Origin of the sequence: Haloarcula litorea (genome assembly GCF_029338195.1) — an archaeon.
GTDB lineage: Archaea > Halobacteriota > Halobacteria > Halobacteriales > Haloarculaceae > Haloarcula > Haloarcula litorea.
The window spans coordinates 2,508,668-2,530,379 of sequence record NZ_CP119779.1; the positions used below are offsets into that span (position 1 = coordinate 2,508,668).

Consider the following 21,712-nt stretch of genomic DNA (forward strand, 5'->3'; position numbering starts at 1 on the left):
ATGGGCGACGAAGACGGGAGCGACGCGGGGGACGAGACCGACGACGGCCGACCGGCGCTGGCCGACCAGCGCGGCGTCGAGACGGTGTACCAGCCGGCCGAGGACTCCGACCTGCTCGCCCGGACCGTCCGCGAGCGGGCGGGACCGGGCGAGCGCGTCCTCGACGTGGGGACGGGATCGGGATACGTCGCGGTCGCGGCGGGCGAGGTCGGGGCGGACGCCGTGGGCGTCGACCTCAGTCCCCTGGCCTGCCGCGAGGCTCGGGACAACGGCGTCGCGGTCGTCCGCGGGGACCTCGTCGACCCCTTCTGCGACGACGCGTTCGACCTCGTGGCGTTCAACCCACCGTACCTGCCCACGCCGGACGACGCCGAGTGGGACGACTGGATGGAACACGCGCTGTCGGGCGGCGAGGACGGCCGCCGGCTGGTCGACCCGTTCCTCGACTCGGTCGAGCGGGTCCTCGCACCCGACGGCGAGGTCCTGCTGCTCGTCAGTAGCCTCACCGACCCCGACGCCGTCCGGGCGTACGCCCGCGAACGGGGGCTCGCGAGCGAGCGTGTCGCCAGCGAGAGACACCCCTACGAGGAACTCGTCGTCCTGCGGTTCGTCCGGTCCTGATTACTATAGGGAATATTCTCGAATAGGAAATATTAAAGCCCGTCATTTCGTAGCCGCGGCTAATGACGCAAGTAGTCGCGACGACTCCAGGCCTGTTCCCGCTGCCGGACTGGGCCAAAGACGAGTTGGCAGACCTGAAGGGCCACCAGAAGTCGGACCTCGTCTCCGGCGACGAGGGTCCCGAGGTCGAGGCCGCGTACGACAGCGCCCGCGAGGAAGTCATCGCCGGCCAGCGGGACGCCGGACTCGACCGCGTGGTCGAGGGACAGCTGCGCTGGGACGACATGCTCGCGCACCCGCTCGCCGTCCACGACAACGTCGACACCCGCGGCATCGTCCGCTACTACGACAACAACAACTTCTACCGGGAGCCGGTGGTCGAGGGCGACCTCTCGGCCGACGGCGGCGACGTGGCCGCCGAACTCGGTGCGGCCGCGGACCTCGTCGACGACGGCCTCCAAGCCGTCCTCCCCGGCCCGTACTCGCTCGCGGACCTGGCGACCGACGACCACTACGGCGACGAGGCCGCGTTCCTCGACGCCGTGGCCGACTTCCTCGTCGAGGAGGTCCGGGAGTTCCCCGAGGTCGAGACGCTGTTCCTGCTGGAGCCGTCGCTGGTCGAGAACCCGCCCGCGGACGGCGAGGACGAGCGCGCGAGCGAGGCCGTCGACGCCGTCGCCGAGGCGGCCGACGCCGACGTGATCGCCCACACCTACTGGGGGGCCATCGAGGAGAAGACCTACGCGCACCTGATGGACGCCGGCGTCGACGCCGTCGGCTTCGACCTGGTGAGCGACCACGACCAGAACGTCTACAACGTCCAGGAGTACGGGACGAAAGACGACGTGGCGCTGGGCGTCGTCGACGGGCAGAACACGCTCGTCGAGGCCCCGGAGACCATCCGGGACCGCATCGACTGGTTCGAACAGCAGACCAACACCGCCTACGACACCGTCTACGCGACGGCGAACACGGAGCTGTTCTACCTGCCCGTCAACAAGTTCGAGGACAAACTGGACGCGCTGGCGAACGCCGCGGACCTCGAGGAGGTCGAAGCATGACCGGACCGAGAGAGCAATTCCGACCGGAGAACCACCCCAACGATCACTTCCTGCTGACGACCGTCGTCGGCTCCTACCCCAAGCCCAAGTGGCACGACCGCGCCCGCGAGCTGTTCGAAGACGAGGACGCCGACTTCGGCACCGAAGAGTGGGCGGAGTCGAAAGACGACGCCTCGCGGCTCATCACGCACGAACACGAGCGGGCGGGCCTCGACGTCGTGGTCGACGGCGAGATGCGCCGCAACGAGATGGTGGAGTACTTCGCCCACCGCATCGACGGCTACGAGTTCAACGGCCGCGTGAAGGTGTGGGGCCACAACTACTTCGACAAGCCCTCGGTCGCCGACGAGGTCAGCTACGGCGAGCAGTGGCTCGTCGACGAGTTCGAGTTCACCGACGAGGTGGCCGAACGGCCGGTCAAGGTGCCCATCACCGGCCCGTACACGCTGGCGAACTGGTCGTTCAACGAGGTCTACGACAGCGAGGAGCAGCTGGCCTACGAACTGGCCGACCTCGTCAACGAGGAGATCGAGGCCCTGGTCGACGCCGGCGCGCGCTACATCCAGATCGACGAGCCGGCGCTGGCGACGACCCCGGACGACCACGCCATCGTCGGCGAGTGTCTCGAACGGATCGTCGACGAGATCCCCGAGGACGTGCGCCTGGGCCTCCACGTCTGTTACGGCGACTACTCGCGCATCTACCCGGAGATCCTCGACTACCCGGTCCACGAGTACGACCTCGAGCTCGCCAACGGCGACTACGAGCAGCTCGACGTGTTCAAAGACCACGAGTTCACGAAGGACTTCGCGATGGGCGTCGTCGACGCCCACGTCGCCGAGGTCGAGCCCGTCGAGGAGATCAAGGAGAACATCAAGAAAGGGCTGGAGGTCGTCCCGCCGGAACGGCTCACCGTCTCGCCGGACTGCGGCGTGAAGCTCCTCCCCCGCGAGGTCGCCTACGGCAAGATGGAGAACATGGTCCAGGCGGCCCGCGAGATCGAGCGGGAACTCGACGCCGGCGAGATCGATGTCGTCGCCGGCGGTGCGGAAGCGAGCGCCGACGACTGATCGCCGACCCGGTCTCCGCTGTTCTCGCCGTCGTCGACAGCGACCGACGAGTACGTTGATTCCTACGTGGGAATAGATATGCAGTGAGACCTGTCGCCACTCCCGACCCGTCGAAGTCCAGTGCTGACTTCGACGAAAGACGAACCGCTACTCGACCAGCGCAGAAAATATGACGTAAACCAACTTATATTAGATAATGAATATATTTCCCTCGAAAGTGCCGAATATAGAATACTAAGTTCCTTTGTGGTGTGTTTCTCTCGTGGGTAATTGAGGACAAAAGTGACAACAGCCGTAGAAAAGAGTTTAGTCGGTCTCGGTAATTGACTCGGACAGGAACGATGACGGGGAACACACAGCTCCGAGCCGAACTGTATCTGCGCGGCGACACCTACGGCACCTTCGACGCCCAGCAACAGGTGCTCAACAGGGTCAAGCGTCTGGAGGCAAACGGCGTGTTCAGCGAGTCGATGGTGGCCGGCGAGTGGCAGCGCATCCGGACGATGGCCGAGGACAAGCGCTCGGGCGCGCTCGCGACCTACGAGGAGTTCCGCGACTGGGCCGAGCGCAACGGTCACTCGCTGGAACCGGCCTTCGAGCGACGGACCCGGAGCTACGTCGGGCTGGACCGCGTCGACGACGTTGTGGTGTTCCCGGTCGTCTCGCTGGCCGTCTACGACGAGACGCAGCTGCAGGCCGTCTTCCCGTGTACCGACGGGGAACACGTGTTCACGGTCGGCGACGCGCTCGACGCCTTCGAGCGGGGCGACGAGGACTGGCTCGCGCAGTTCGACACGGTCACCGTCGGCCGGACGGAACCGTGGCTCGAACCTGGCGTCGAGGCCCCCTAGCCGCGCAACGCCTCGACCGGTTCTTCGCTGGCGGCCTTCCACGCCGGGTAGAGGCCGCTCAGGATGCTCGTCACGACGCCGAACCCGAACGCCGAGACGAGGTACCACGCGTTCGCCACCCGGAAGACCGCGGTCGCGTCGCCGACCGTGTAGTGGTTGATGGCGAGTCCAGCGGCCAGGCTCAGGAGGACGCCCGCGAGGCCGCCGGCGACGCCAAGCAGCGTCGCTTCCGTCAGCATCACCTTCAGCACGTCCCGCTTCTGGTAGCCGACCGCCCGGAGGACGCCGATCTCCTCGCGGCGCTCGACGGTCGACATCAGCATCACGTTCAGGATGGAGATGCCGGCGACCAGCAGGGAGATGGACGCGATGCCGACGAGGACGGTGTTGATGATCTGGAACTGCTGCTGGATGGTGTTGACCAGCTGCCCGTACTCCGTGATCGTGACGCGCTCCTCCCGGTCGTTGAGCGCGGTCCTGATCTCACGGGCGGTCGCGTTGGCCGCCGCTCCCGACTCCGCGGTGACGATGACCTGTGCGTACCCCCGTTCCCTGAAGGTACTCGCGGGTAGCACGAGGCGGTTGTCGGGGTTCAGCGGCGAGAAGGCGTCCCCGGACGCGAGGACGGCGCGCACCCGGACGGTGCTCCCGTTGACCGCGATGGTGCTGCCGGGGTGGAGGTCGTGTTCCTCGGCCAGGGACTGGCCGACGAGCGCGCCCGAGCGGAACGGCTGGGGGATGCGCCCCTCCGAGGCGTTGTACACCTCCGCCGGGTCGGCGAACCCGTACACGAACTCGGTCGTGTTCGTCCCCCGCTCGTAGGCGACGGGTTCGATGCCCTGCTTGACCGGCGAGACGGTCGCGTCGGGACCCGCGACGCGACGGATCTCGCGGACGTCACGCTCCGTGAGCTGTTCGACGCCGGCGTCGGCGTTGGGCGACACCGACAGCGTGTTCCCGATCCCGCCGAGGTTCTGCGTGAACGAGTACTGGAGGGCGACGCCGAACATCCCCAGCGAGGCGATGGCGATGACGCCGATGACGATGCCCAGCGACGCCAGCAGCGACCGCATCTTCGTCCGGGTGAGGTTCCGTCGTGCCATCAGCACCGCCGGGAAGCGGCGGTAGATCGGCTCAAGCATCGATCTCCTCCCGGCCGACGGTGCCGTCGACGAGGTTGACCGTCCGGTCGACGTACTCGTTGACCAGCTCGTCGTGGGTGACCGCGACGATGGCGACCTCGTCCTCGTCGGCGATGCGGCGGAACTCGTCGAGGATCTGCCGGCCGGTGTCCCGGTCGAGGTTGCCCGTCGGCTCGTCGGCCAGCACGATGCTGGGGCCGTTGATGAGCGAGCGGGCGATGGCGACCCGCTGTTTCTGCCCGCCCGAGAGCTGGTCCGGCCGGTGGTCGAGCCGGTCGCCCAGCCCCATCCGCGAGAGCAGATCGACCGCCCGGTCGCGGCGGCCGGGGTCGCGGTCGAACAGGCTCGGGACCTCGACGTTCTCGACGGCGTTCAGCGTCGGCAGGAGGTAGAAGTGCTGGAAGACGAAGCCGATGGTGCGCTTGCGCATCGTCGTCCGCTTGCGGTCGCCGAGGTCGGTCACGTCCCGGCCGTTCAGCACTACCCGCCCCTCCGTCGGGGTGTCCAGCAGACCGAGGATGTTCAGCAGCGTGGTCTTGCCGCTCCCGCTGGGCCCCATGATCGAGACGAACTCGCCGGCCGACAGCGAGAAGTCGATGCCGCCCAGCGCCTCCAGCGTCTCCCCGCCGCTGCGGTACCGCTTGACGAGGCCGGTTGCGTCGAGGACCGTCATAGGTCCGCGTCGTCGCCGTCGTCCCGGCGGTACCAGCGCACGAGGATGCCGACCACGACGAGGAGAGCGACGCCGGCGACGGCGACGACCGGGAGGAGGCCGAGACCGTCGCCACTGCTGGACGGCGTCTCCCTGTCGGGGGCGTCGCTCGCGACGTCGACCCTGAACGTCTGGCGCTTGCGGTCGCCGTCGACGAGGTACGACACCTCGACGGGCACCGCCGAGACGTCGCCGTCGGTGCGGGCGTAGACGTCGAACGAGACGAAGTCGCTCGCCGGCACCGTCCCGACGAAGTAGTCCTTGTTGGGGGCGACCGGCGTGACGCCGTCGGTGGGGACGACGCCGACGACGACGCTGTTGGCGGTCGTCATCCCGACGTTGCTCGCGCTCCCGGTGATCTGGAGCCGCCCGCCCTCGCGGGTCACGGTGAGGCCGGTGAGGTCGATCGTCCCGGGCACCGACCGGAGCTCGGCGGTCGCCGACGCGGACCGCTCGGCCGTCCCGATCTCGTAGGTGGCCTCGACGGCCACGTCGGCGCGTGGCTCGGTCAGCGTGGTGTTGAGCCGGACCTCAGTGGCGTTACCCGGGCCGACCTCCCGGACGATGGCCCGCCGGAACGTCGCGTTCTCGGAGGTGGCGGTGACGACCACGTCCTGTATCGGGGCGTTCCCCTGGTTGATGACGTCGACGGCCAGCGCGCGGTTCTGCCCGCTGCCGACCCCGGAGGCGTCGAGGACGACGCCTTCGCGGAGCTCCTCGGTCCGGATGGTCTCGGTGCGTCTGACCGTCCGGTCGGTTCCGCTGGCGATGGTGTACGACAGCGTCGCCGTCAGCTCGTGCGGCCCGCTGGACTCGGGGCGGAACCGGAAGGGAGCGGTCGCGGTCTCGCCCGCCGCGAGCGACGCGAAGACCGTCCGGCCGTCGAGCATCTCGACGCCGTCGCCGTCGACCGACACTTCGACGTTGGAGATGCTGGTGTTGAGCCCGTTCGCGACCGTCACGTGTCCGCTGGAGTCGACCCCGGCGATGGAGTCGTTCGTCTCGATCGCCAGCTGCGGGTGCCGCTCCCGGACCGACACCGTGACCGGGTAGCGCAGCTGGACCGAATCACCGGTGTTCGGGTTGTACGCGTAGACGAACACGCGGAGGTCCCGGGTGACGGTGTTGTCGAAGGCGTGGGTCAGCGGGACCGAGATGTCGGCCCCGGGCGAGATGGTGCCGACGCTCTCGACGCGGGTGTACTCGGTGAGCCCGCCCGACGCGCGTCGCAGAGCGATGGCGCGGATCCGGAGCGGGTCGTCGCTGCTCTGGAGGTTCCGGACCGTCGGGGTGAACGTGATGGTCTCGCCGGGCGCGGGTGCCCCGGGCGAGACGTCGACGTCGGTGATCGTCGCGTTGACGCCAGCGCCGGCGACGGTCGCGGGGACCACCGTCGCCAGGACCACCAGCGCGACGATCAGCCGCCGCATCGGTACCCTCCGCCCGTCCGAACGTTCGTTTGACCGCCGGCGAACGACTGTCGCTGTCGACTGGGGACCAATCGCATCGGGGACACCTCCGTCCAGGCGGAGATTAAAGCTACTGCATCCGCCCCTCGACATCGGGGGCTCCGCGACCCTCAGTCCGGGAGCTCCCCCAGCAGCCGCTCGAACTGCTGTCGGTACTGGGCCTCCGCGCGGGCGCGGACGAGTCCCGACTCGTCGGCGAAGGCGGCGTCGAAACCGGCCATCCGCCAGAGCAGCGTCGAGAGCTGGTAGAGCGGCCGACGCTTCTCGTACCCGTCCCCGAAGTCCATCGCGCGGTGCTGGCGGTAGCCGTCGCGGAACGCCGACCGTAGCTGCTCGCGGACCTCGGGGTCCTGGAACGAGGAGTCGACGAAGAGGAACTCCGTCTGTGCGAGGTTGTACTCCGGGAGCGCCGCCAGCACGTCCTGCCAGTCGAGGACGGCCGTGATGGGGGCCTCGGCCTCGGGGTCGAACAGGAGGTTCGCCGGCCGGAAGTCGTCGTGGACGAGCCGCGGGACGCCGTCCTCGGGGACGATGTCCAGCGCCGGTTCGATCCGCTCCTGTGCCCGGTCGGCGACGTCCGCGAAGGGGGTGCCGTCGAGCCGGGAGACGTGTAGCCGCGTGAGCCGCTCGAAGTACTCCCGCCAGCTCCCCATCCAGTCCTGGACGATGAGCCGGCCGTCGTGGAGGGCCAGCCGTCCGAACGCCTCGAACCCGATCTCCGAGTGCATATCGCCGAGGACGCCGCCCGCCTGGCGGAGGATGCGCCCCCGGGTCTCCAGGTCCAGCGTCCCGAACCCCGCCGCGAGGTTGTCGCCGCGGACCCGCTCGGTGACGAAGTAGGGCCGCACGTCCACCGCCGGGTCCCGCTTGAACACGAGGATCCGCGGCACGGGCACCTCCGACCGCTCGGCGACGTACTCGTGGAGCTTCGGCTCGACGTCGAAGGGCACGTCCTCCTCGGGCTTGAACTTCACCACCACCTCGTAGGACTCGCCCCGGTGCTGGAGAGTCACCAGGTAGACGTCGCTCTGGTGGCCGCCTCCGGGGACCTCGTAGGAGAACCCCTCGTAGTCCGGCCCGGACTCGTCGAGGACCGCCCTGATGTCCTGCTCCGGCGTCGACACTGCCGGCGGCTACGCGGGACGGTCTGATAAATCTGTCAGTCGCGTCGACGGCAGCGATTTCCGTCACCGGTTCCCAGCGTGCGTATGCCCGAACTCTCCCTGGTCGCCGGCGTGGCCCGGACCGGAGCCATCGGCGACGGCGAGACGATCCCCTGGCACTACGAGGCCGACGAGCGACAGTACAAGGAGCGCGTCGCCGGCCACCCGGTCGTCGTCGGCCGCAAGACGTGGGCCGGGATGACCGACGTCGAGGGCACCCACCCCGTGGTGTTCACGAGCAGTCCCGACGAGTACGACGCCGAGGACGCGACGTTCGTCGGCAGCGTCCCCGAGGCCGTCGCGGCGGTCGCCGAGCGCGACGACGCCGGCTACGTCATCGGCGGCCAGTCCGTCTACGCGACGATGCTCCCCTACGCCGACCGGGCCTTCGTCTCCGAACTCCCCGAGTACGAGATCGGATCGAAGGTGTTCCCGTACCTCGGGACCGACTGGACGGTCGTCGGACGCGAGGCGTACGACGAGTTCGACGTCGTCGAGTACCGCCACGAGAACCCCCGGCCGGTGGCGGCCGCCGAGGACTGAGCCGCCGGGATCGACAACCCTTATCCGACGTAGTCCTTTGGGCCGGTATGCGTACCGTCGACGCGGCCGGCCTCCGCATCGGTGACGACCACCCGCCGCGTATTATGGGGGTGCTGAACGTCAGCAAGGAGTCGCCCTACGACCCCTCGGTCTACGACGACCCCGGCGAGGCGGCCACCTACGTCGACGAGGAACTCGTCGGCGAGGGTGCCGACATCGTCGACGTGGGGCTGGAGTCGGCGAACAAGCGCCTGGACGTCCTCTCGGCCGAGCAGGAGCTCGAACGGCTCGACACGGCCGTCGAGACGATGCACTCCGTCGGCGGCGACGCCGTCTTCTCCATCGAGACGCGCTACGCCGAGGTGGCCGAGGCCGCCCTCGACGCCGGCTTCGACATGGTCAACGACATCTGCGGGTTCGCCGACCCCGAGATGCCGGAGGTCTGTGCGGAGTACGACGTGGCCGTCGGCAAGATGGCCAGCCCGCCGGATCTGGAACGGCCGGGTGCCGTCGACGACGTGGACTGGGCGACCGCCCGCTCGCCCGAGTGGGCCGCCGCGGCCGACTACGTCGACAAGGTGTACGAGGCGCTCGGACAGAACGGCTTCACCGACAAGACCATCGTCGACCCGGCCTTCGGCGGCTGGAGCGAGCGCAAGACGCTCGACCACGACCGAGAGACGTTCCGCCGCCTGCGGGAGTTCCGGGGGCTCGGCTACCCCGTCCTCGTCTCGATCAACCGCAAGAACTTCCTCCGGGCCATCGCCGACCGGTCGACCGAGGAGGCCCTGCCGGTGAGCCTCGCGGCCACGTCGATGGCCGTCGAGCGCGGCGCACACGTCGTCCGGACCCACGACGTGGCCGAGACGCTGGACGCGGCCCGCATCGGCGACGCGTTCACCGAGCGGGGCGTGACCGTCGACGGGGACGTGAGCGTGGCCGAGCTCGACGTGCGCGCCGCCGGCGACGCCGCCCGCCACCTCGCCCGCATCGGTGCCGACGACACCGACGGCGACCCGTTCGTCGGCCGGGTCTTCGAGGTGACGGGGCTGTCGCCGGCGGCGGCCGAGCGGCTGGCCGGGACCGCCGCGGAGACCGGTGTCGCCGTCCGGACCGGCGACGCCGGCCTGCTGGTCGGCGGCCGACTGGACGCCCTGGACTCGCTCGCCGACCGCCTCGCCGACGACCCCGAGCTGGCCGCGGTCGTCGACACGATCGGGTCCTGACGATGGACTACCTCCAGGAGCGGGTCACGACGTTCCACGACCTCACCGACCCGACGCCCGACGCGCCGGTCGGCGACAGCGCCGTCGTCGTCCCCATCGCCGGCGAGTCGATCGAGGCCGTGACGCCGGCGTACATCTTCGACCCGCTGGAGCGGGTCGGTCCGGCCGAGGTCGTCGTCCCGCTACGGACCCCTGCGGGCGTCGCCGGGGCGTTCCGCGAGTGGGTCGCCGACTACGACCTGTCGGTGACGACGCTGTGGTGTGACGCCCCCGCCCTGTCCGATCTGCTCGCAAGCCGCGGCCTCGGCGGCGACACCGGCAAGGGCCGCGACGTGTGGCTGGGCCTCGGCGTCGCCGCCGACCGGGCCGACCACGTCGCGGTCCACGACGCCGACGCGCTGACCTACTCCGCCGCCCACGTCCCCCGCTTGCTCGCGCCGCTCGCGATGGGCCACGAGTTCGTCAAGGGCTACTACGCCCGCGTCGAGGATCGACGGCTGTACGGCCGGCTCGTCCGCCTGTTCGTCGCGCCGGTCCTGCGGGCGCTCTCGGACCGGCACGACGCCGCCGTCCTCGACTACCTCTCGGCGTTCCGCTACCCCCTGGCGGGGGAGTTCGCGATGACCGCCGACCTCGCCCGCCGGGTCCGCGCACAGCGGGCGTGGGGCCTGGAGATCGGGCTGCTCGGCGAGGCGTTCGACCTGGCCGGCGAGACGGGGTCGGCGCAGGTCGACCTCGGCGTCCACCGCCACGACCACAAGCCCGTCTCGGGTCGGGGCGGCCTCTCCTCGATGGCCGAGCAGGTGGGTTCGGCGCTGTTCCGCGTCGTCGAGTCCGGCGGCGTCGAACCGGACTACGGGACCCTGCCCGACGCCTGCCGCGCCGCGGGCGAGCGCCTCGTCGAGCAGTACGCCGCCGACGCGGCGTTCAACGGACTCGACTACGACCCGGAACGGGAGCGCGAACAGGTCGACGCCTACGCCTCGGGGGTCAGACCACCGGGGCCCGACACGCGCCTGCCGGCGTGGGCCGAGACGGACCTCGACCCCCTGGCGGTCGTCGAGGCGACGGACGCCTCCGACGCCCCGACGGCCGACAACTGACCGCGCTCAGTCCGCCAGCTCCTCGACGAGGTCGTGGAAGGACCCGATCGTCAGGTCCGGTTGGCCGGCGAACTCGTCCCACGGGCCGCCGTCGCGGTTCACCCACACGCCCTGCATCCCCGCGTGCATCGCGCCGTAGACGTCGAAGTAGCCCGCCGTGACGTGGGCGATCTCGTCGATTGGCGTTCCCGTGCGCGCGGCGGCGTGGCGGTACAGTTCGGCGTCGGGCTTGAACGTCTGGATCTCGTCGGCGCTGATCGTGTCTGCGACGAGGCCGCCGATGCCGGCGTGGTCGACCATCGAGTCCAACATCTCCGGGTTGCCGTTCGAGACGACGTAGCAGTCGTAGCCGGCGTCGTGGAGTCGGTCCATCCCGTCGCGCACGTCCTCGAACACGTCGAGTTCGTGGTAGACCGCGAGGATCTCGTCCCGTTCCTCGGGCGTGAGGTCGACGTCGTGGACCGCCAGCGCGTAGGTCAGCGCGTCGCGGTTCATCTCGTAGAACGGCTTGTACGCGTCGACGGCGTTGGCGACGAACGTGTACGCGAGCGACCGCGAGCGCCAGAGCCGCGACACCGGCTCGGGGTCGGGCACGCGCTCGCGGAGCGCCCGCTCGGCCGCCTCCACGTCGACGATGGTGCTGTACGAGTCGAACGTGACCGTCGTGACGCGTTCGGGGTCGAACGGCATACCCGGCGGTACGCCGCCCGGCCTGAAAGAACCGCCGGCGGGTTCAACGCCGTTCCCACCCCGGGCCTCCGGTACGCCTGTGGGTTTATGCCACACCCAGCCCCACTCCGGCCTATGTCTGACAGGTTCAGTGTCGACGGGCCGGCGGTGGTGACCGGCGCGTCCCGGGGGATCGGCCGGGCGGTCGCCGACCAGTTCGCCGCAGACGGTGCGGACGTGGCCGTCTGCTCGCGCGACGAGGACGAGATCACCGAGGCCGCCGCCGAGATCACGGCGGCCCACCCGGGCGACGCGATCGGCGTGGAGTGCGACGTGCGCGACCGCGACGCGGTCGGGGCGCTGGTCGAGGCCGCAGTCGCGGAGTTCGGCGACCTCTCGGTCCTCGTGAACAACGCCGGCGCGTCCTTTATGGCCTCCTTCGAGGACATCTCCGAGAACGGCTGGCAGTCGGTCGTCGACGTCAACCTCACGGGCACGGTCAACTGTTCGCAGGCGGCCGCCGACCACCTCGCCGGTGGCGGCAGCGTCGTCAACGTCGCCAGCGTCGCCGGCCTCGACGGCGCACCCTACATGAGCCACTACGCCGCCTCGAAGGCCGCCATCGTCAACCTCACGCGGACGCTGAGCTACGAGTGGGCGGGCGACGACGTGCGCGTCAACTGCGTGGCACCGGGCTACGTCGCCACCCCGGGGCTCGAATCGCAGATGGGCATCAGCGCCGAGCAGGTCGACCGCGACCGGGTCGACCGCAACGTCGGGGTCAGCGCGGAGATCGCCGACGTGGTCCGGTTCCTCGCCAGCGACGCGGCCTCGTTCGTCACCGGGCAGACGCTGACGCCCCGCGGCGTCCCGCCCATCGAGGAGACGCCGGACCTCTGAGCGACGATCCGATCGACGGCGGTCAGGACGCGCCGCCGATCGGGTCGATGTCGTCGCGCCGCCCGTCCAGCACCGCGAACCGCTCGCCACGGCGGCGTTCCAGCCAGTGGAGGAGCCGCTCGGCCCAGACGAGTTTCCGTCGCTTCTCCGCGTCCACGGACTGGTCGTCGAAGTCCCAGCCGACGAACTCGATGCGGTCGGCCCCGAAGTGGTCGGCGACGAAGGCCGCTCGGTCGCCGTCCGTGAAGCCGCCGAAGTTCCGGACCGTCGCGGTCGGCGCGGCCTGCGTGGTCGGGACGACGAACCCGGCGGCGAAGGTCGGGACGTGCTCCTCGACGGCCGGGACGTTGTCGCCGTGGGCGTGGACGAACACCGGCGTCCCCGACTCGGTGAGCCGCCTGCTCGTCGCCGGGGTCTTGTCGAGGTCCGTCACCATCGCGTCGACCGCGACGCCGACCTCGGCGAGCCGGTCGGCGGCCGTCGAGGCCGCCAGCACGGCGTCCGCAGCGGCCGCACGACCGGCCTCGTCTTCCAGCGACGGGCCGGCCCCGGCGACGGCGACCGTCGCTCCCGACAGGTCGAGCGCCGCCGGATCGTACGTCCCGACGCCGGCGAGCAGCTGATCGAGCCGGTCACGGGCCCGCTCGTCCCCGCTACGGGGGTAGCCGAAGGCGTCGAGGAGCCGCTGGTAGACGGGCTCCCAGGTCTCGAAGTCCATGGTTGTCACTGTGAGGTTGCTCTCAGATAAACCGGATTGAGCCGAAATGGCACGTCCGTGTACCCCTACCCGGGTGCCCTTTCGGCTTTCACCCGAGCTTTCTGACCCCTTCGGTATAAGCTTTCTCTTACTGCCACCTCGCTGACGGGCCCTCCTCAGATGGTTACCACCCGCGACGACAGTCTGATAGCCCCACGCGTGCTATCCGTTCCCGTGACACGCTCGGCGGACGGATCGACCGGAGGGTCGCTGGTCGTCGTCTCCAACCGGGAGCCGTACAGCCACGAGTGGGTCGGCGACGCAGTCGCGGACCCCGACGAGTCGGACACCAGGGTCACCGCCGCGACCGGCGGCCTCACGAGCGCGCTCGATCCGATCCTGCGGTCGCGGGGCGGGACCTGGGTCGCCTGGGCCAGCGGCGGGGCCGATATGGCCGTGGCGGACGACGGCGAGGTCGGGGTCCCGCCCGACGAGGAACGCTACACGCTCCGTCGGGTCCCGCTGTCCGAGTCCGCCGTCGAGGGGTACTACGACGGCTACGCGAACCAGGTGCTCTGGCCGCTCTGTCACGAGGACACCGGCCGGATCTGGGCGGCACCGTCGTTCTGGACGCAGTACCGCGCGGTCAACGAGCGGTTCGCAGAGGCCGTCGTCGACGTGACCGAGGCCGACCAGCGCGTGTGGTTCCAGGACTACCACCTCGCGCTGGCACCGCGGCGGGTCCGGGAGGCCCGACCCGACGCGACCCTGCACCACTTCTGGCACATCCCCTGGCCGGCCCCGGGCGTGTTCGCGCACTGCCCGCACGGTGGGGACGTCCTCGACGGCCTGTTGGCCTGTGACGCCGTCGGCTTCCACACCGCCGAGTACGCGGCGGAGTTCTGTCGCACCGCCGACGCGACGTTCCCCGACGCCACCGTCGACGTCGACTCGGGCGTCGTCCGGCGGGACGGCCACGAGACCCGCGCGGTCGCGAACCCGCTCGGCATCGAAGCCGATGGGGTCCGACGCCGTGCCGGGGCGGCCGACACCGACGCGGTCCGACGGGACGTGCTCGGCGACGCGCTCCCCGACCCCTCGATACCGCTCGTCCTCGGCGTGGAGCGGCTCGACTACACGAAGGGCATCCTCGAACGCTTCGCGGCGCTGGAACACCTCTGGGAGACCCACCCGGAGCGGCGGGGGACGTTCACATACGTCCAGAAGGCCAGTCGCACCCGGGAGTCGATCCCCGCCTACAGCGACTACCGGGCGGCCGTCCACGACGCCGTCGACCGGCTCGCCGAGCGGTTCGGAACCGACGACTGGCGGCCGGTGGTGCTGACAGAGCGACGACTCGATCGCGACACGCTAGCCGGCCTCTACCGGGCGGCCGACGTCGCGCTCGTGACGCCCCACCGCGACGGGATGAACCTCGTCGCACACGAGTACCCCGTCGCCTGCGTCGACGGTGAGGGGGTGCTCGTCCTGAGCGAACTGGCCGGCGCGGCGACCACTCTCGACGGTGCGCTCACGGTCAATCCCCACGACGTCGAGGCGATCGCCGGGGCGATCGACCGGGCGTTGGGGCTGGACGACGACGAACGCCGCGCGCGCCTCGACAGGCTGTGCGCCACCGTCGACGACCTCGCCGGCGACGGCTGGGTCGAGCGACAGTTCGACGCGGAAGAACGTGCTTAGCGGGCTTTACCCTCCCCCTACGTACCTGTCGGACGGCGAACTAACATCCGGTATTAATTGCCGATAGCACCTCACTCAGCCCTATGAGTACCACACAGACGCTCCAGACGGAGATCCTCGGACAGAACGTCAGGTTCGACTACTCGGAGACCTGGGTCGGCTACTCGCTGTTCCTGCTGCGGGTCGTGATGGGCTGGACGCTGTTCCAGGGCGGGGTCACGAAGCTCATCACCTACTTCGACGCCAACCCGGAGAACGACTGGACCGCGGCCGGGTTCCTGCTGAACGGCATCCCCGAGGGCAACCCGTTCACCGGGCTGTTCGCGGCGATGGCCGGGAACCCGGTCGTCGACTGGCTGAACATCCTCGGCCTGACCCTCGCCGGGCTCGCGATGCTGATCGGTGCGTTCGTCCGGCTGGCCGCACTCGGCGGCGCTCTGATGATGCTCCTCTACTGGATGGCCTCGCTGACCGGCGGCCTGATGGCGGGGCTTCCGGTCGCCCACGGCTGGGTCGTGGACGATCACATCGTCTACGCCGTACTGCTGTTCGGCCTCGGCGCGTTCGGTGCGGGTCGCATCCTCGGACTCGACAGCTACATCGAGGACCGCTCGGTCGTCGAGAACAACCGCTGGCTCCGCCTGTTGCTGGGCTAGGCGGCCCACACCGCGCTCTTTTAGTCCGGCAGTCGACTACGCCGGCGTATGGGCAAGGTCAACATCGGGCTGCGGGGCTGGCGGTTCGACGAGGACGTACTGGACGAGGACGGGCGGATCCGGCCGCTGGCCAATATGGAACCGGACACCCGACAGCGCCTCCTCGTGCTGGCGAACCGGGTCGTCGATCCCTGTGACGCCTGCTGGCTGATCCACGGCGAGGACGACATCGAGCAGTGCAACGTCGCCGAGGTCATCTACGGCGAGCCACGCGGCGAGGTCGTCCTCTGTCCGGAGCACGAACCGGACTTCCTCTACTGGTTCCGCGAGGCCGGCGGCGACGACTACGCCGGCGACCTCGAACTCCAGGAGGCGTTCGCCGAGTGGTTCGCCGACGGCAACCGCGCGCCCGACGGCTACGGCGGTCTGGACCACGTCGAGGAGGACCCGACGGCGCTGCCCGAGGCCCCGGACCGCTCGGACGCCATCCCCGGGCTGGAGGAGGAGGTCGACCAGCTCGACGAGGAGGACCTCGACGCCGTCGACCTGAACCTCGACGACCTCGACGTATGATCTCGGTCGCCGTCGTCGACGCCGAGACCCCGGGCAACGTCGGCACCATCGCCCGGTCGATGAAGAACTTCGGCCTCTCGGAGCTGCTGCTCGTCGACCCGCCGGAACTCGACCCCGACGGGGAGGCCTACGGCTTCGCCGGGCAGGCCCGCGAGGACGTCCTCCCGAACGCCCGCGAGGTGAGCTTCGACCACCTCGCCGAGAGCTACTACACCGTCGCCTGCACGGCGACCACCAACGAGGACGCCTCCAGCCACGTCCGGTACCCGGCGAAGACGCCCGCCGAACTGGCCGACTCGCTCGCCGGCGTCGAGGCAGACGTCTGTGTCGTCTTCGGCCGCGAGCGGGTCGGCCTGACCAACGACGAACTCGCCCGGCTGGACGAGGTCTGTTCCATCCCGGCGAACGCGGACTACCCCGTCCTGAACCTCGGGCAGGCCGCGACGATCGTCCTGTACGAGCTGCGCGACCTGACCGTCGAGCGCGACCAGCACCCTGCGGACCTCCACGAGCGCGCCGACGAGCGCGCCGTCGAGGGGCTCCACGAGGAGTTCGGGAGCTTCCTGACCGCCATCGGCCACCCCGAGGAGAAGCGGCCGAAGGCCCGTCGGATGTTCCGTCGCCTGCTCGGACGCGCCCACCCGACCGGCCGCGAGACCCGGACGATGCGGGGGCTGTTCCGGCGGGCGCGCCAGCGCGTCGAGCGTATCGAGGACGGCGAGAACTGACCGCCGGGACCGGTTCAGGCCCGCTGCTGGATCTCCTCGCGGAGTACCTCGCTGACCGTGTCGCCGTCCGCCTTCCCGCGGAGCGCGCCCATACACTCGCCCATCAGGGCCGAGAACGCGCCCATCCCCTGCTCCCGGACCTGGTCGGCGTTGCGCTCGACCACCTCGACGACGGCCTCGCGGACCTCGGACTCGTCGACGCCGCCGAGGTCCTCCCGCTCGACGGCCGCCTCGGCCGACAGCGAGGGGTCCTCGGCCAGCGCCGTCAGCAGGTCCTCGATCCCCTCCCGGGGCACGTCGCCGCCGTCGACGAGCAGGACGCTCTCGCGGAGGTGCGTGTCGGTCAAGTTCTCGACCGGCACGCCCTCGCGGCGCAGTTCCGTCAGCGTCGACTCCAGCGTGCCCGCGACCAGCGTCGGGTCGGCACCGTCGTCCTCGACCAGCGTCTCGAACAGCGGCCACCGCTGGCCGTAGGCCACCTGCTCGGCCAGGCCCGCGTCGAGTCCGTACTCGCCCTCGTAGCGGGCGACCTTCTCGGTCAGCAGCTCCGGCGTCTCGACCTCCGTCACGTCCGGCTCGACCGGGGGGACGTCCGTCTCGGGGTACATCCGGGCGGCACCGGGCAGCGGCCGGAGGTAGCGGGAGGTGCCGTCCTCGTTGGCGTCGCGGGTCTCCTCGGGGACGCCGTCGAGGGCCGTCTCCGCGCGCTCGGCGACCGCCTCGATGGCGCGCTCTGCGGTCTCGGGGTCGTCGGCGACGATGGCGACGGCGTCGTCGTCGCCGGCTCCGACGGCCTCTCGCAGCGCCGCCACCTCCTCGGCGGTGACGCCGTAGGCCGGCAGCTCGTCCGTGTGGAAGATGCCGCCCGCGCCGTGGCGCTTGGCGTGGTCGGACAGCTCGGTCCCGAGCCGGCGGTCGGGCTGGATCTCCCGGCCGACGAGGCCGTCGAAGCCCGACAGCAGGACGGCCCGGACCTCGCCGCCGCCGTCGAGCGCGCCCCGGACGACGCCGGAGTCGGTGTCGGCGAACACCTCCGTCACGTCCCGTGGCTCGCCGACGTCGGCGTCCCGTTCGGCGAGTTCGTCGGCGATGTCCAGCAGCTCGACCTGCCGGCGGACCTCGTTGCGGACGATGTCGTCGATGTCGTCGAGGCTCTGGACCCCCTTCAGCTCGATACGCGCGCCGTCGGCGATCGAGACGTTGACGTCCTGCCGGATGGTGCCCAGCCCGCGCTTGACCTTCCCGGTCGAGCGCAGCAACATCCCGATGCGCTCGGCGGCCTCGCGGGCCTGTTCGGGCGAGCGGATGTCCGGGCGCGTCCCGATCTCGACCAGCGGGATGCCCAGCCGGTCCAGCGAGAACCGCACGCCGTCGTCGGTCTCTGCGACCCGCTGGCAGGACTCCTCCTCCAACAGCATGTCCTCGACGCCGACCGGCCCCTCGCTGGTCTCGATCTCGCCGTCGCCGGCGACCAGCATCGACCGCTGGAACCCCGTGGTGTTGGAGCCGTCGACGACGATCTTCCGCATCACGTTCACCTGGTCGACGACGCTCGTGTCGAGGAGCTGGGCGATCTCCAGGGCCGTCTCCATCGCCTCGCGGTCGACGCGGTGGGGCGGCTCGTCGTCCTCCTCGACGAGGCAGGTGGTGTCGTAGGCGAGGTACTCGAACTCGCGGTCGACGACGCTCTCCTCGAGGGCGGCCTCGTCGATCTCGCCGAGTTCGCTCTTGGTCGGGTGGAGGTAGCGGGTGAACGTCCGGGTCGACGCCTCGGGCTCGCGCAGCGCCGTCGGACAGTCACAGAACAGCTTGGTCTCGGTGTCCAGCTGCTGGTGGATCTCCAGCCCGGCCACGAGTCCCAGGTCGTCGTAGTCGAAGTCGGCGGCGGTCATTACCGGCGACTCCGTGACCGTGGGCAAAAAAACGCACCCTTCCGCCCCTCGGGCTTTTGCCCCTCGCGCCCCTCGTCACCGTGTGCGACGTCGCCTCGTCGTCCTCGTGGCGCTGCTGGCGACCACCGCCGGGTGTGCCGGTCTCCCCTCGCTCGGGGACGGCGACACCGGCTCCGACACCGTCACTCCGGCACCGATCCCCGAGGTGACGACCACCGAGCGGCAGCTCGATCCGCCGCCGGGGCTCGCCCCGGACGGCATCGAGCACGCGGGGACGCTGGCGTTCACTCACCGGCGGCTCCTCCAGCAGCAGTCCTACACCTTCCACGAACAGTTCCGTCGCACCGTCGAGACCGGCGACGGCGGCTACACCGTGGTCCGCAACGAGACGACGACGGTGGTCGACGCCGGCCGCTACCGCCACCGACTCGAACGCGTCCGCCACCGTCCGAACGGCACGCGGACGACCTACGCCGCGGAGGCGTTCGCGGGCGGCGGTCGGTGGTACGACCGCAGCGACCCCGGCGACGGCCCCGCCAGCTACGACAGCGGCGAGCTCGTCGCCGAGACCGACCAGTTCGCCGCCGAGTCGGAGTTCTACCTCGACAGGTACGTCACCGTGACCGAGAGCCGCGTCGAGCTCGTCCGCTGGCGCGGCCGGCCGTTCTACCGGGTCACCGGCTGGAACGGGACGACGCCGCTGGGCCAGCGGGCCGACCGCTACCGTGTCGCACTGATCGTCGACCGGCGCGGGCTCGTCCACCGGTTCGACGTCTCCTACCGGACCGAGACCGAACGACTGAGCTACAGTTTCCGGTACGAGCGCCTCGGCGAGACACGCGTCGTCGCGCCGGACTGGGTCGAGGAGCGGCGGACGGACCGCACCGCAGGATGAGGATAGCTCCGTTCGCGCCCCCGCCGCTCACGGCTCGCTTCGCTCGCCGCTGCGCTTTTCGGAGAGACCGCACTCCGTTCGGTTCCCCCTACTCCTCGCCGAGGATCCCGCGCTCGGTCATCTTCGCGGGGTCGAGCACCTCGTCGACCTCGTCCTCGTCGAGGTATCCCTCTTCGAGGACGACCTCCCGGATGGTCTTGCCCTCGTCGAGGGCCTTCTTCGCGACCTTGCTGGCCTTGTCGTAGCCGATGGCCGGGTTCAGTGCCGTCGCCAGCGCCATGCTCTGCTGGACGCGCTCTTCGCAGTGCTCCGCGTCGGCCTCCAGCTTGGCGACGAACTTCTCGGCGAACACCTCGCTGCCGTTGGCGATCAGCCGCGCCGACTGGAGGAAGTTCGAGGCCAGAACGGGCTTGTAGAGGTTCAGGTCGATCTGTCCCTCGGCGGCACCGGCCGAGACGGCGGCGTCGTTGCCGACGACCTGCTTGTGGACCTGATTGACGGCCTCGGCGACGACCGGGTTGATCTTCCCGGGCATGATCGAGGAGCCGGGCTGGTTCTCCGGCTGGTCGATCTCGCCGAGCCCGTTGCGCGGGCCGGAGGCCAGCAGCCGGAGGTCGTTGGCGATCTTGTTCAGCGAGCCGGCGACCGTCCGCAGCGCGCCGTGGGCCTCCGACATCGCGTCGTGGGCGGCCTGGGCCTCGAAGTGGTTGTCGGCCTCGCGGAAGTCGACGCCGGTCTCCTCGCTGATGTACTCTGCGGCCTTCTCGGGGAACTCCGGGTGGGTGTTCAGCCCCGTCCCGACGGCGGTACCGCCCAGCGCGAGCTCCGAGAGGTGCTCCCGCGTGCCGCGCACGCGGTCGAGGCCCTTCTCGACCTGCGTCCGGTAGCCCGAGAACTCCTGGCCGAGCGTGATCGGCGTCGCGTCCTGGAGGTGGGTCCGTCCGGTCTTGACGACGTTCTCGAACTCGTCTTCCTTGGCCGCCAGCGCGTCGCGCAGCGACTCCAGCGCCGGGACGACGTCCTTCCGGACGGCCTCCAGCGACGCGACGTGCATCGCCGTCGGGATCACGTCGTTCGAGGACTGACCGAAGTTGACGTGGTCGTTGGGGTGGATCTCGCGTGTCCCGACCTCGCCGCCGTAGAGCTCGGTTGCGCGGTTCGAGATGACCTCGTTGGCGTTCATGTTCGAGGAGGTCCCCGACCCCGTCTGGAACACGTCGACGGGGAACTGATCGTCGTGGTCGCCCGCGATGACCTCGTCGGCGGCCTCGACGATACAGTCGGCCTTGTCCTCGGGGATCGTCCCGAGGTCGCGGTTGGCCTGTGCGGCCGCCTTCTTGACGACGCCGAGCGCGCGCACGAACCGGCGGCCGAACGTCACCTGACTGATGGGGAAGTTCTCGATCGCCCGCTGGGTCTGAGCCCCCCAGTACGCGTCGGCGGGCACCTGCATCTCCCCGAGGCTGTCCTGTTCGGTCCTGAACTCGTCGCTCATACGTGGTGGCGTCCGGTCGGTCGGCGGTAAAAGCCACCGATACCACACCCGCGTCGCCTGTTGAGTTGGGAAAACTTTGAGATAGTACTACAACACTAATTTCCACACCTCCAGTCGAAACAGGGGTTGTGTCTCCGGTCCGGTTTCCGGCACAACCGCCGCGTCCGAGGAACGACCGGGTCAGAGATGAATCCCACGAAGGATATTCGACTGAGATCTGCTTTCGAGGGCCGAGAGAGCCAAACCTCTTGGTGTGTTGGTGGGTGCCACGATCCGCTTCGCTTCAGTAATGATCTTTGCTCATATAGAGCTGAAACGGCCCAATACGGCCGTCTCAGTAGCTCTGTGTTATGCATAAATATTCGGAAGCATTAAGTGTCGGGTCTATCCAGTTAGGATGAGTTCGACTCCGCGGTGACAGCTATGACTGACGACCCCAATCGACACCTGTCACGAACCGGGACTGTCCGTGGACGGGCAGGGGCAGGTGACGCCACCGACGGCCGTGGTGGACGGCCGCGTCGTTCCGGTGGCGGCCCGGTGGG

The 21,712-nt window shown here is 69.8% G+C and carries 21 protein-coding genes; 13 read left to right on the plus strand and 8 right to left on the minus strand.

The window, feature by feature from the left end:
- The 4 genes from P0592_RS13575 to P0592_RS13590 all read left to right on the plus strand — a co-directional run bounded on the left by P0592_RS13575 (window position 1) and on the right by P0592_RS13590 (window position 3,603).
- Complete coding sequence (locus P0592_RS13575) at window positions 1-621, plus strand: HemK2/MTQ2 family protein methyltransferase (RefSeq protein ID WP_276271437.1); 621 nt, start codon at window positions 1-3, stop codon at window positions 619-621.
- Window positions 622-683: 62 nt separating this feature from the next.
- Window positions 684-1,682, plus strand: coding sequence for a 5-methyltetrahydropteroyltriglutamate--homocysteine methyltransferase (locus tag P0592_RS13580; protein ID WP_276271438.1), 999 nt, complete (start codon window positions 684-686; stop codon window positions 1,680-1,682).
- Window positions 1,679-2,752, plus strand: coding sequence for a methionine synthase (locus P0592_RS13585; RefSeq protein WP_276271439.1), 1,074 nt, complete (start codon window positions 1,679-1,681; stop codon window positions 2,750-2,752). The genes P0592_RS13580 and P0592_RS13585 overlap by 4 nt, the downstream gene beginning before the upstream one ends.
- Window positions 2,753-3,093: 341 nt before the next feature.
- Window positions 3,094-3,603, plus strand: coding sequence for an HTH domain-containing protein (locus tag P0592_RS13590; RefSeq protein WP_276271440.1), 510 nt, complete (start codon window positions 3,094-3,096; stop codon window positions 3,601-3,603).
- Here the strand turns inward: P0592_RS13590 and P0592_RS13595 are convergent.
- The 4 genes from P0592_RS13595 to P0592_RS13610 form a co-directional block, all read right to left on the minus strand.
- Window positions 3,600-4,745: an ABC transporter permease gene (locus tag P0592_RS13595; RefSeq protein ID WP_276271441.1), complete on the minus strand. Its 1,146-nt coding sequence runs from the start codon at window positions 4,743-4,745 to the stop codon at window positions 3,600-3,602. The two genes, P0592_RS13590 and P0592_RS13595, sit on opposite strands and share 4 nt — an antisense overlap.
- A complete protein-coding gene (locus P0592_RS13600) occupies window positions 4,738-5,418 on the minus strand; it encodes an ABC transporter ATP-binding protein (protein ID WP_276271442.1) in 681 nt (226 codons plus the stop codon). Before P0592_RS13600 ends, P0592_RS13595 begins: the two co-directional genes overlap by 8 nt.
- On the minus strand, window positions 5,415-6,887 hold the full coding sequence (locus P0592_RS13605) for a COG1361 family protein (RefSeq protein WP_276271443.1): 1,473 nt from the start codon (window positions 6,885-6,887) through the stop codon (window positions 5,415-5,417). Before P0592_RS13605 ends, P0592_RS13600 begins: the two co-directional genes overlap by 4 nt.
- A 149-nt stretch (window positions 6,888-7,036) precedes the next feature.
- Window positions 7,037-8,050: a phosphotransferase family protein gene (locus P0592_RS13610; protein WP_276271444.1), complete on the minus strand. Its 1,014-nt coding sequence runs from the start codon at window positions 8,048-8,050 to the stop codon at window positions 7,037-7,039.
- An 84-nt stretch (window positions 8,051-8,134) separates the two neighbouring features.
- On the opposite strand from P0592_RS13610, the gene P0592_RS13615 reads away from it, so the two are divergent.
- Genes P0592_RS13615 through P0592_RS13625 form a run of 3 tightly spaced genes read left to right on the plus strand, consistent with a single transcriptional unit; the run spans window position 8,135 to window position 10,961 of the window.
- The gene (locus tag P0592_RS13615; RefSeq protein WP_276271445.1) at window positions 8,135-8,632 is read left to right on the plus strand and encodes a dihydrofolate reductase; all 498 of its coding nucleotides are present in this window, start codon (window positions 8,135-8,137) and stop codon (window positions 8,630-8,632) included.
- Window positions 8,633-8,679: 47 nt separating this feature from the next.
- The gene (folP, locus tag P0592_RS13620) at window positions 8,680-9,858 is read left to right on the plus strand and encodes a dihydropteroate synthase (RefSeq protein ID WP_276271446.1); all 1,179 of its coding nucleotides are present in this window, start codon (window positions 8,680-8,682) and stop codon (window positions 9,856-9,858) included.
- Between the two features lie 2 nt (window positions 9,859-9,860).
- Window positions 9,861-10,961, plus strand: coding sequence for a glycosyltransferase family protein (locus P0592_RS13625; RefSeq protein ID WP_276271447.1), 1,101 nt, complete (start codon window positions 9,861-9,863; stop codon window positions 10,959-10,961).
- Window positions 10,962-10,967: 6 nt separating this feature from the next.
- On the opposite strand, the gene P0592_RS13630 is transcribed toward P0592_RS13625, so the two are convergent.
- Window positions 10,968-11,651: a haloacid dehalogenase type II gene (locus P0592_RS13630; protein ID WP_276271448.1), complete on the minus strand. Its 684-nt coding sequence runs from the start codon at window positions 11,649-11,651 to the stop codon at window positions 10,968-10,970.
- Window positions 11,652-11,765: 114 nt separating this feature from the next.
- On the opposite strand from P0592_RS13630, the gene P0592_RS13635 reads away from it, so the two are divergent.
- Window positions 11,766-12,530 (plus strand): SDR family NAD(P)-dependent oxidoreductase, encoded by a 765-nt coding sequence (locus tag P0592_RS13635; protein ID WP_276271449.1) that lies wholly within the window; start codon window positions 11,766-11,768, stop codon window positions 12,528-12,530.
- 22 nt (window positions 12,531-12,552) lie between these two features.
- On the opposite strand, the gene P0592_RS13640 is transcribed toward P0592_RS13635, so the two are convergent.
- Window positions 12,553-13,248: a 6-hydroxymethylpterin diphosphokinase MptE-like protein gene (locus tag P0592_RS13640; RefSeq protein WP_276271450.1), complete on the minus strand. Its 696-nt coding sequence runs from the start codon at window positions 13,246-13,248 to the stop codon at window positions 12,553-12,555.
- A 159-nt stretch (window positions 13,249-13,407) separates the two neighbouring features.
- Between P0592_RS13640 and P0592_RS13645 the strand changes: the two genes are divergently transcribed.
- From P0592_RS13645 to P0592_RS13660, 4 genes are all read left to right on the plus strand, one after another.
- Window positions 13,408-14,928, plus strand: coding sequence for an alpha,alpha-trehalose-phosphate synthase (UDP-forming) (locus P0592_RS13645; protein ID WP_276271451.1), 1,521 nt, complete (start codon window positions 13,408-13,410; stop codon window positions 14,926-14,928).
- Window positions 14,929-15,011: 83 nt separating this feature from the next.
- Entirely contained in the window at window positions 15,012-15,584 is a 573-nt protein-coding gene (locus P0592_RS13650) for a DoxX family protein (RefSeq protein ID WP_276271452.1), read from the plus strand.
- Window positions 15,585-15,632: 48 nt separating this feature from the next.
- Complete coding sequence (locus P0592_RS13655) at window positions 15,633-16,157, plus strand: DUF8114 family protein (RefSeq protein WP_276271453.1); 525 nt, start codon at window positions 15,633-15,635, stop codon at window positions 16,155-16,157.
- Complete coding sequence (locus tag P0592_RS13660; RefSeq protein WP_276271454.1) at window positions 16,154-16,885, plus strand: RNA methyltransferase; 732 nt, start codon at window positions 16,154-16,156, stop codon at window positions 16,883-16,885. The genes P0592_RS13655 and P0592_RS13660 overlap by 4 nt, the downstream gene beginning before the upstream one ends.
- Before the next feature lie 14 nt (window positions 16,886-16,899).
- Here the strand turns inward: P0592_RS13660 and gatE are convergent, their stop codons facing one another.
- Window positions 16,900-18,777, minus strand: coding sequence for a Glu-tRNA(Gln) amidotransferase subunit GatE (gatE, locus tag P0592_RS13665; protein ID WP_276271455.1), 1,878 nt, complete (start codon window positions 18,775-18,777; stop codon window positions 16,900-16,902).
- Between the two features lie 82 nt (window positions 18,778-18,859).
- Here gatE and P0592_RS13670 point away from each other — a divergent pair, with 82 nt between their 5' ends.
- A complete protein-coding gene (locus P0592_RS13670) occupies window positions 18,860-19,672 on the plus strand; it encodes a hypothetical protein (protein ID WP_276271456.1) in 813 nt (270 codons plus the stop codon).
- 88 nt (window positions 19,673-19,760) lie between these two features.
- On the opposite strand, the gene P0592_RS13675 is transcribed toward P0592_RS13670, so the two are convergent.
- Entirely contained in the window at window positions 19,761-21,167 is a 1,407-nt protein-coding gene (locus P0592_RS13675; protein WP_276271457.1) for a class II fumarate hydratase, read from the minus strand.
- Window positions 21,168-21,712: the final 545 nt, after the last annotated feature.

Bases quoted from the DNA above. Each gene is read 5' to 3' on its own strand.
- P0592_RS13655 (WP_276271453.1), top strand. From the start codon at position 15,633: ATGGGCAAGGTCAACATCGGGCTGCGGGGCTGGCGGTTCGACGAGGAC.
- P0592_RS13590 (WP_276271440.1), top strand. From the start codon at position 3,094: ATGACGGGGAACACACAGCTCCGAGCCGAACTGTATCTGCGCGGCGAC.
- P0592_RS13625 (WP_276271447.1), top strand. From the start codon at position 9,861: ATGGACTACCTCCAGGAGCGGGTCACGACGTTCCACGACCTCACCGAC.
- P0592_RS13595 (WP_276271441.1), bottom strand. From the start codon at position 4,745: ATGCTTGAGCCGATCTACCGCCGCTTCCCGGCGGTGCTGATGGCACGA.
- P0592_RS13605 (WP_276271443.1), bottom strand. From the start codon at position 6,887: ATGCGGCGGCTGATCGTCGCGCTGGTGGTCCTGGCGACGGTGGTCCCC.
- folP (WP_276271446.1), top strand. From the start codon at position 8,680: ATGCGTACCGTCGACGCGGCCGGCCTCCGCATCGGTGACGACCACCCG.
- P0592_RS13580 (WP_276271438.1), top strand. From the start codon at position 684: ATGACGCAAGTAGTCGCGACGACTCCAGGCCTGTTCCCGCTGCCGGAC.
- P0592_RS13640 (WP_276271450.1), bottom strand. From the start codon at position 13,248: ATGGACTTCGAGACCTGGGAGCCCGTCTACCAGCGGCTCCTCGACGCC.
- P0592_RS13645 (WP_276271451.1), top strand. From the start codon at position 13,408: ATGGTTACCACCCGCGACGACAGTCTGATAGCCCCACGCGTGCTATCC.
- P0592_RS13630 (WP_276271448.1), bottom strand. From the start codon at position 11,651: ATGCCGTTCGACCCCGAACGCGTCACGACGGTCACGTTCGACTCGTAC.
- P0592_RS13675 (WP_276271457.1), bottom strand. From the start codon at position 21,167: ATGAGCGACGAGTTCAGGACCGAACAGGACAGCCTCGGGGAGATGCAG.
- P0592_RS13575 (WP_276271437.1), top strand. From the start codon at position 1: ATGGGCGACGAAGACGGGAGCGACGCGGGGGACGAGACCGACGACGGC.
- P0592_RS13635 (WP_276271449.1), top strand. From the start codon at position 11,766: ATGTCTGACAGGTTCAGTGTCGACGGGCCGGCGGTGGTGACCGGCGCG.
- P0592_RS13600 (WP_276271442.1), bottom strand. From the start codon at position 5,418: ATGACGGTCCTCGACGCAACCGGCCTCGTCAAGCGGTACCGCAGCGGC.
- gatE (WP_276271455.1), bottom strand. From the start codon at position 18,777: ATGACCGCCGCCGACTTCGACTACGACGACCTGGGACTCGTGGCCGGG.
- P0592_RS13585 (WP_276271439.1), top strand. From the start codon at position 1,679: ATGACCGGACCGAGAGAGCAATTCCGACCGGAGAACCACCCCAACGAT.
- P0592_RS13650 (WP_276271452.1), top strand. From the start codon at position 15,012: ATGAGTACCACACAGACGCTCCAGACGGAGATCCTCGGACAGAACGTC.
- P0592_RS13615 (WP_276271445.1), top strand. From the start codon at position 8,135: ATGCCCGAACTCTCCCTGGTCGCCGGCGTGGCCCGGACCGGAGCCATC.
- P0592_RS13660 (WP_276271454.1), top strand. From the start codon at position 16,154: ATGATCTCGGTCGCCGTCGTCGACGCCGAGACCCCGGGCAACGTCGGC.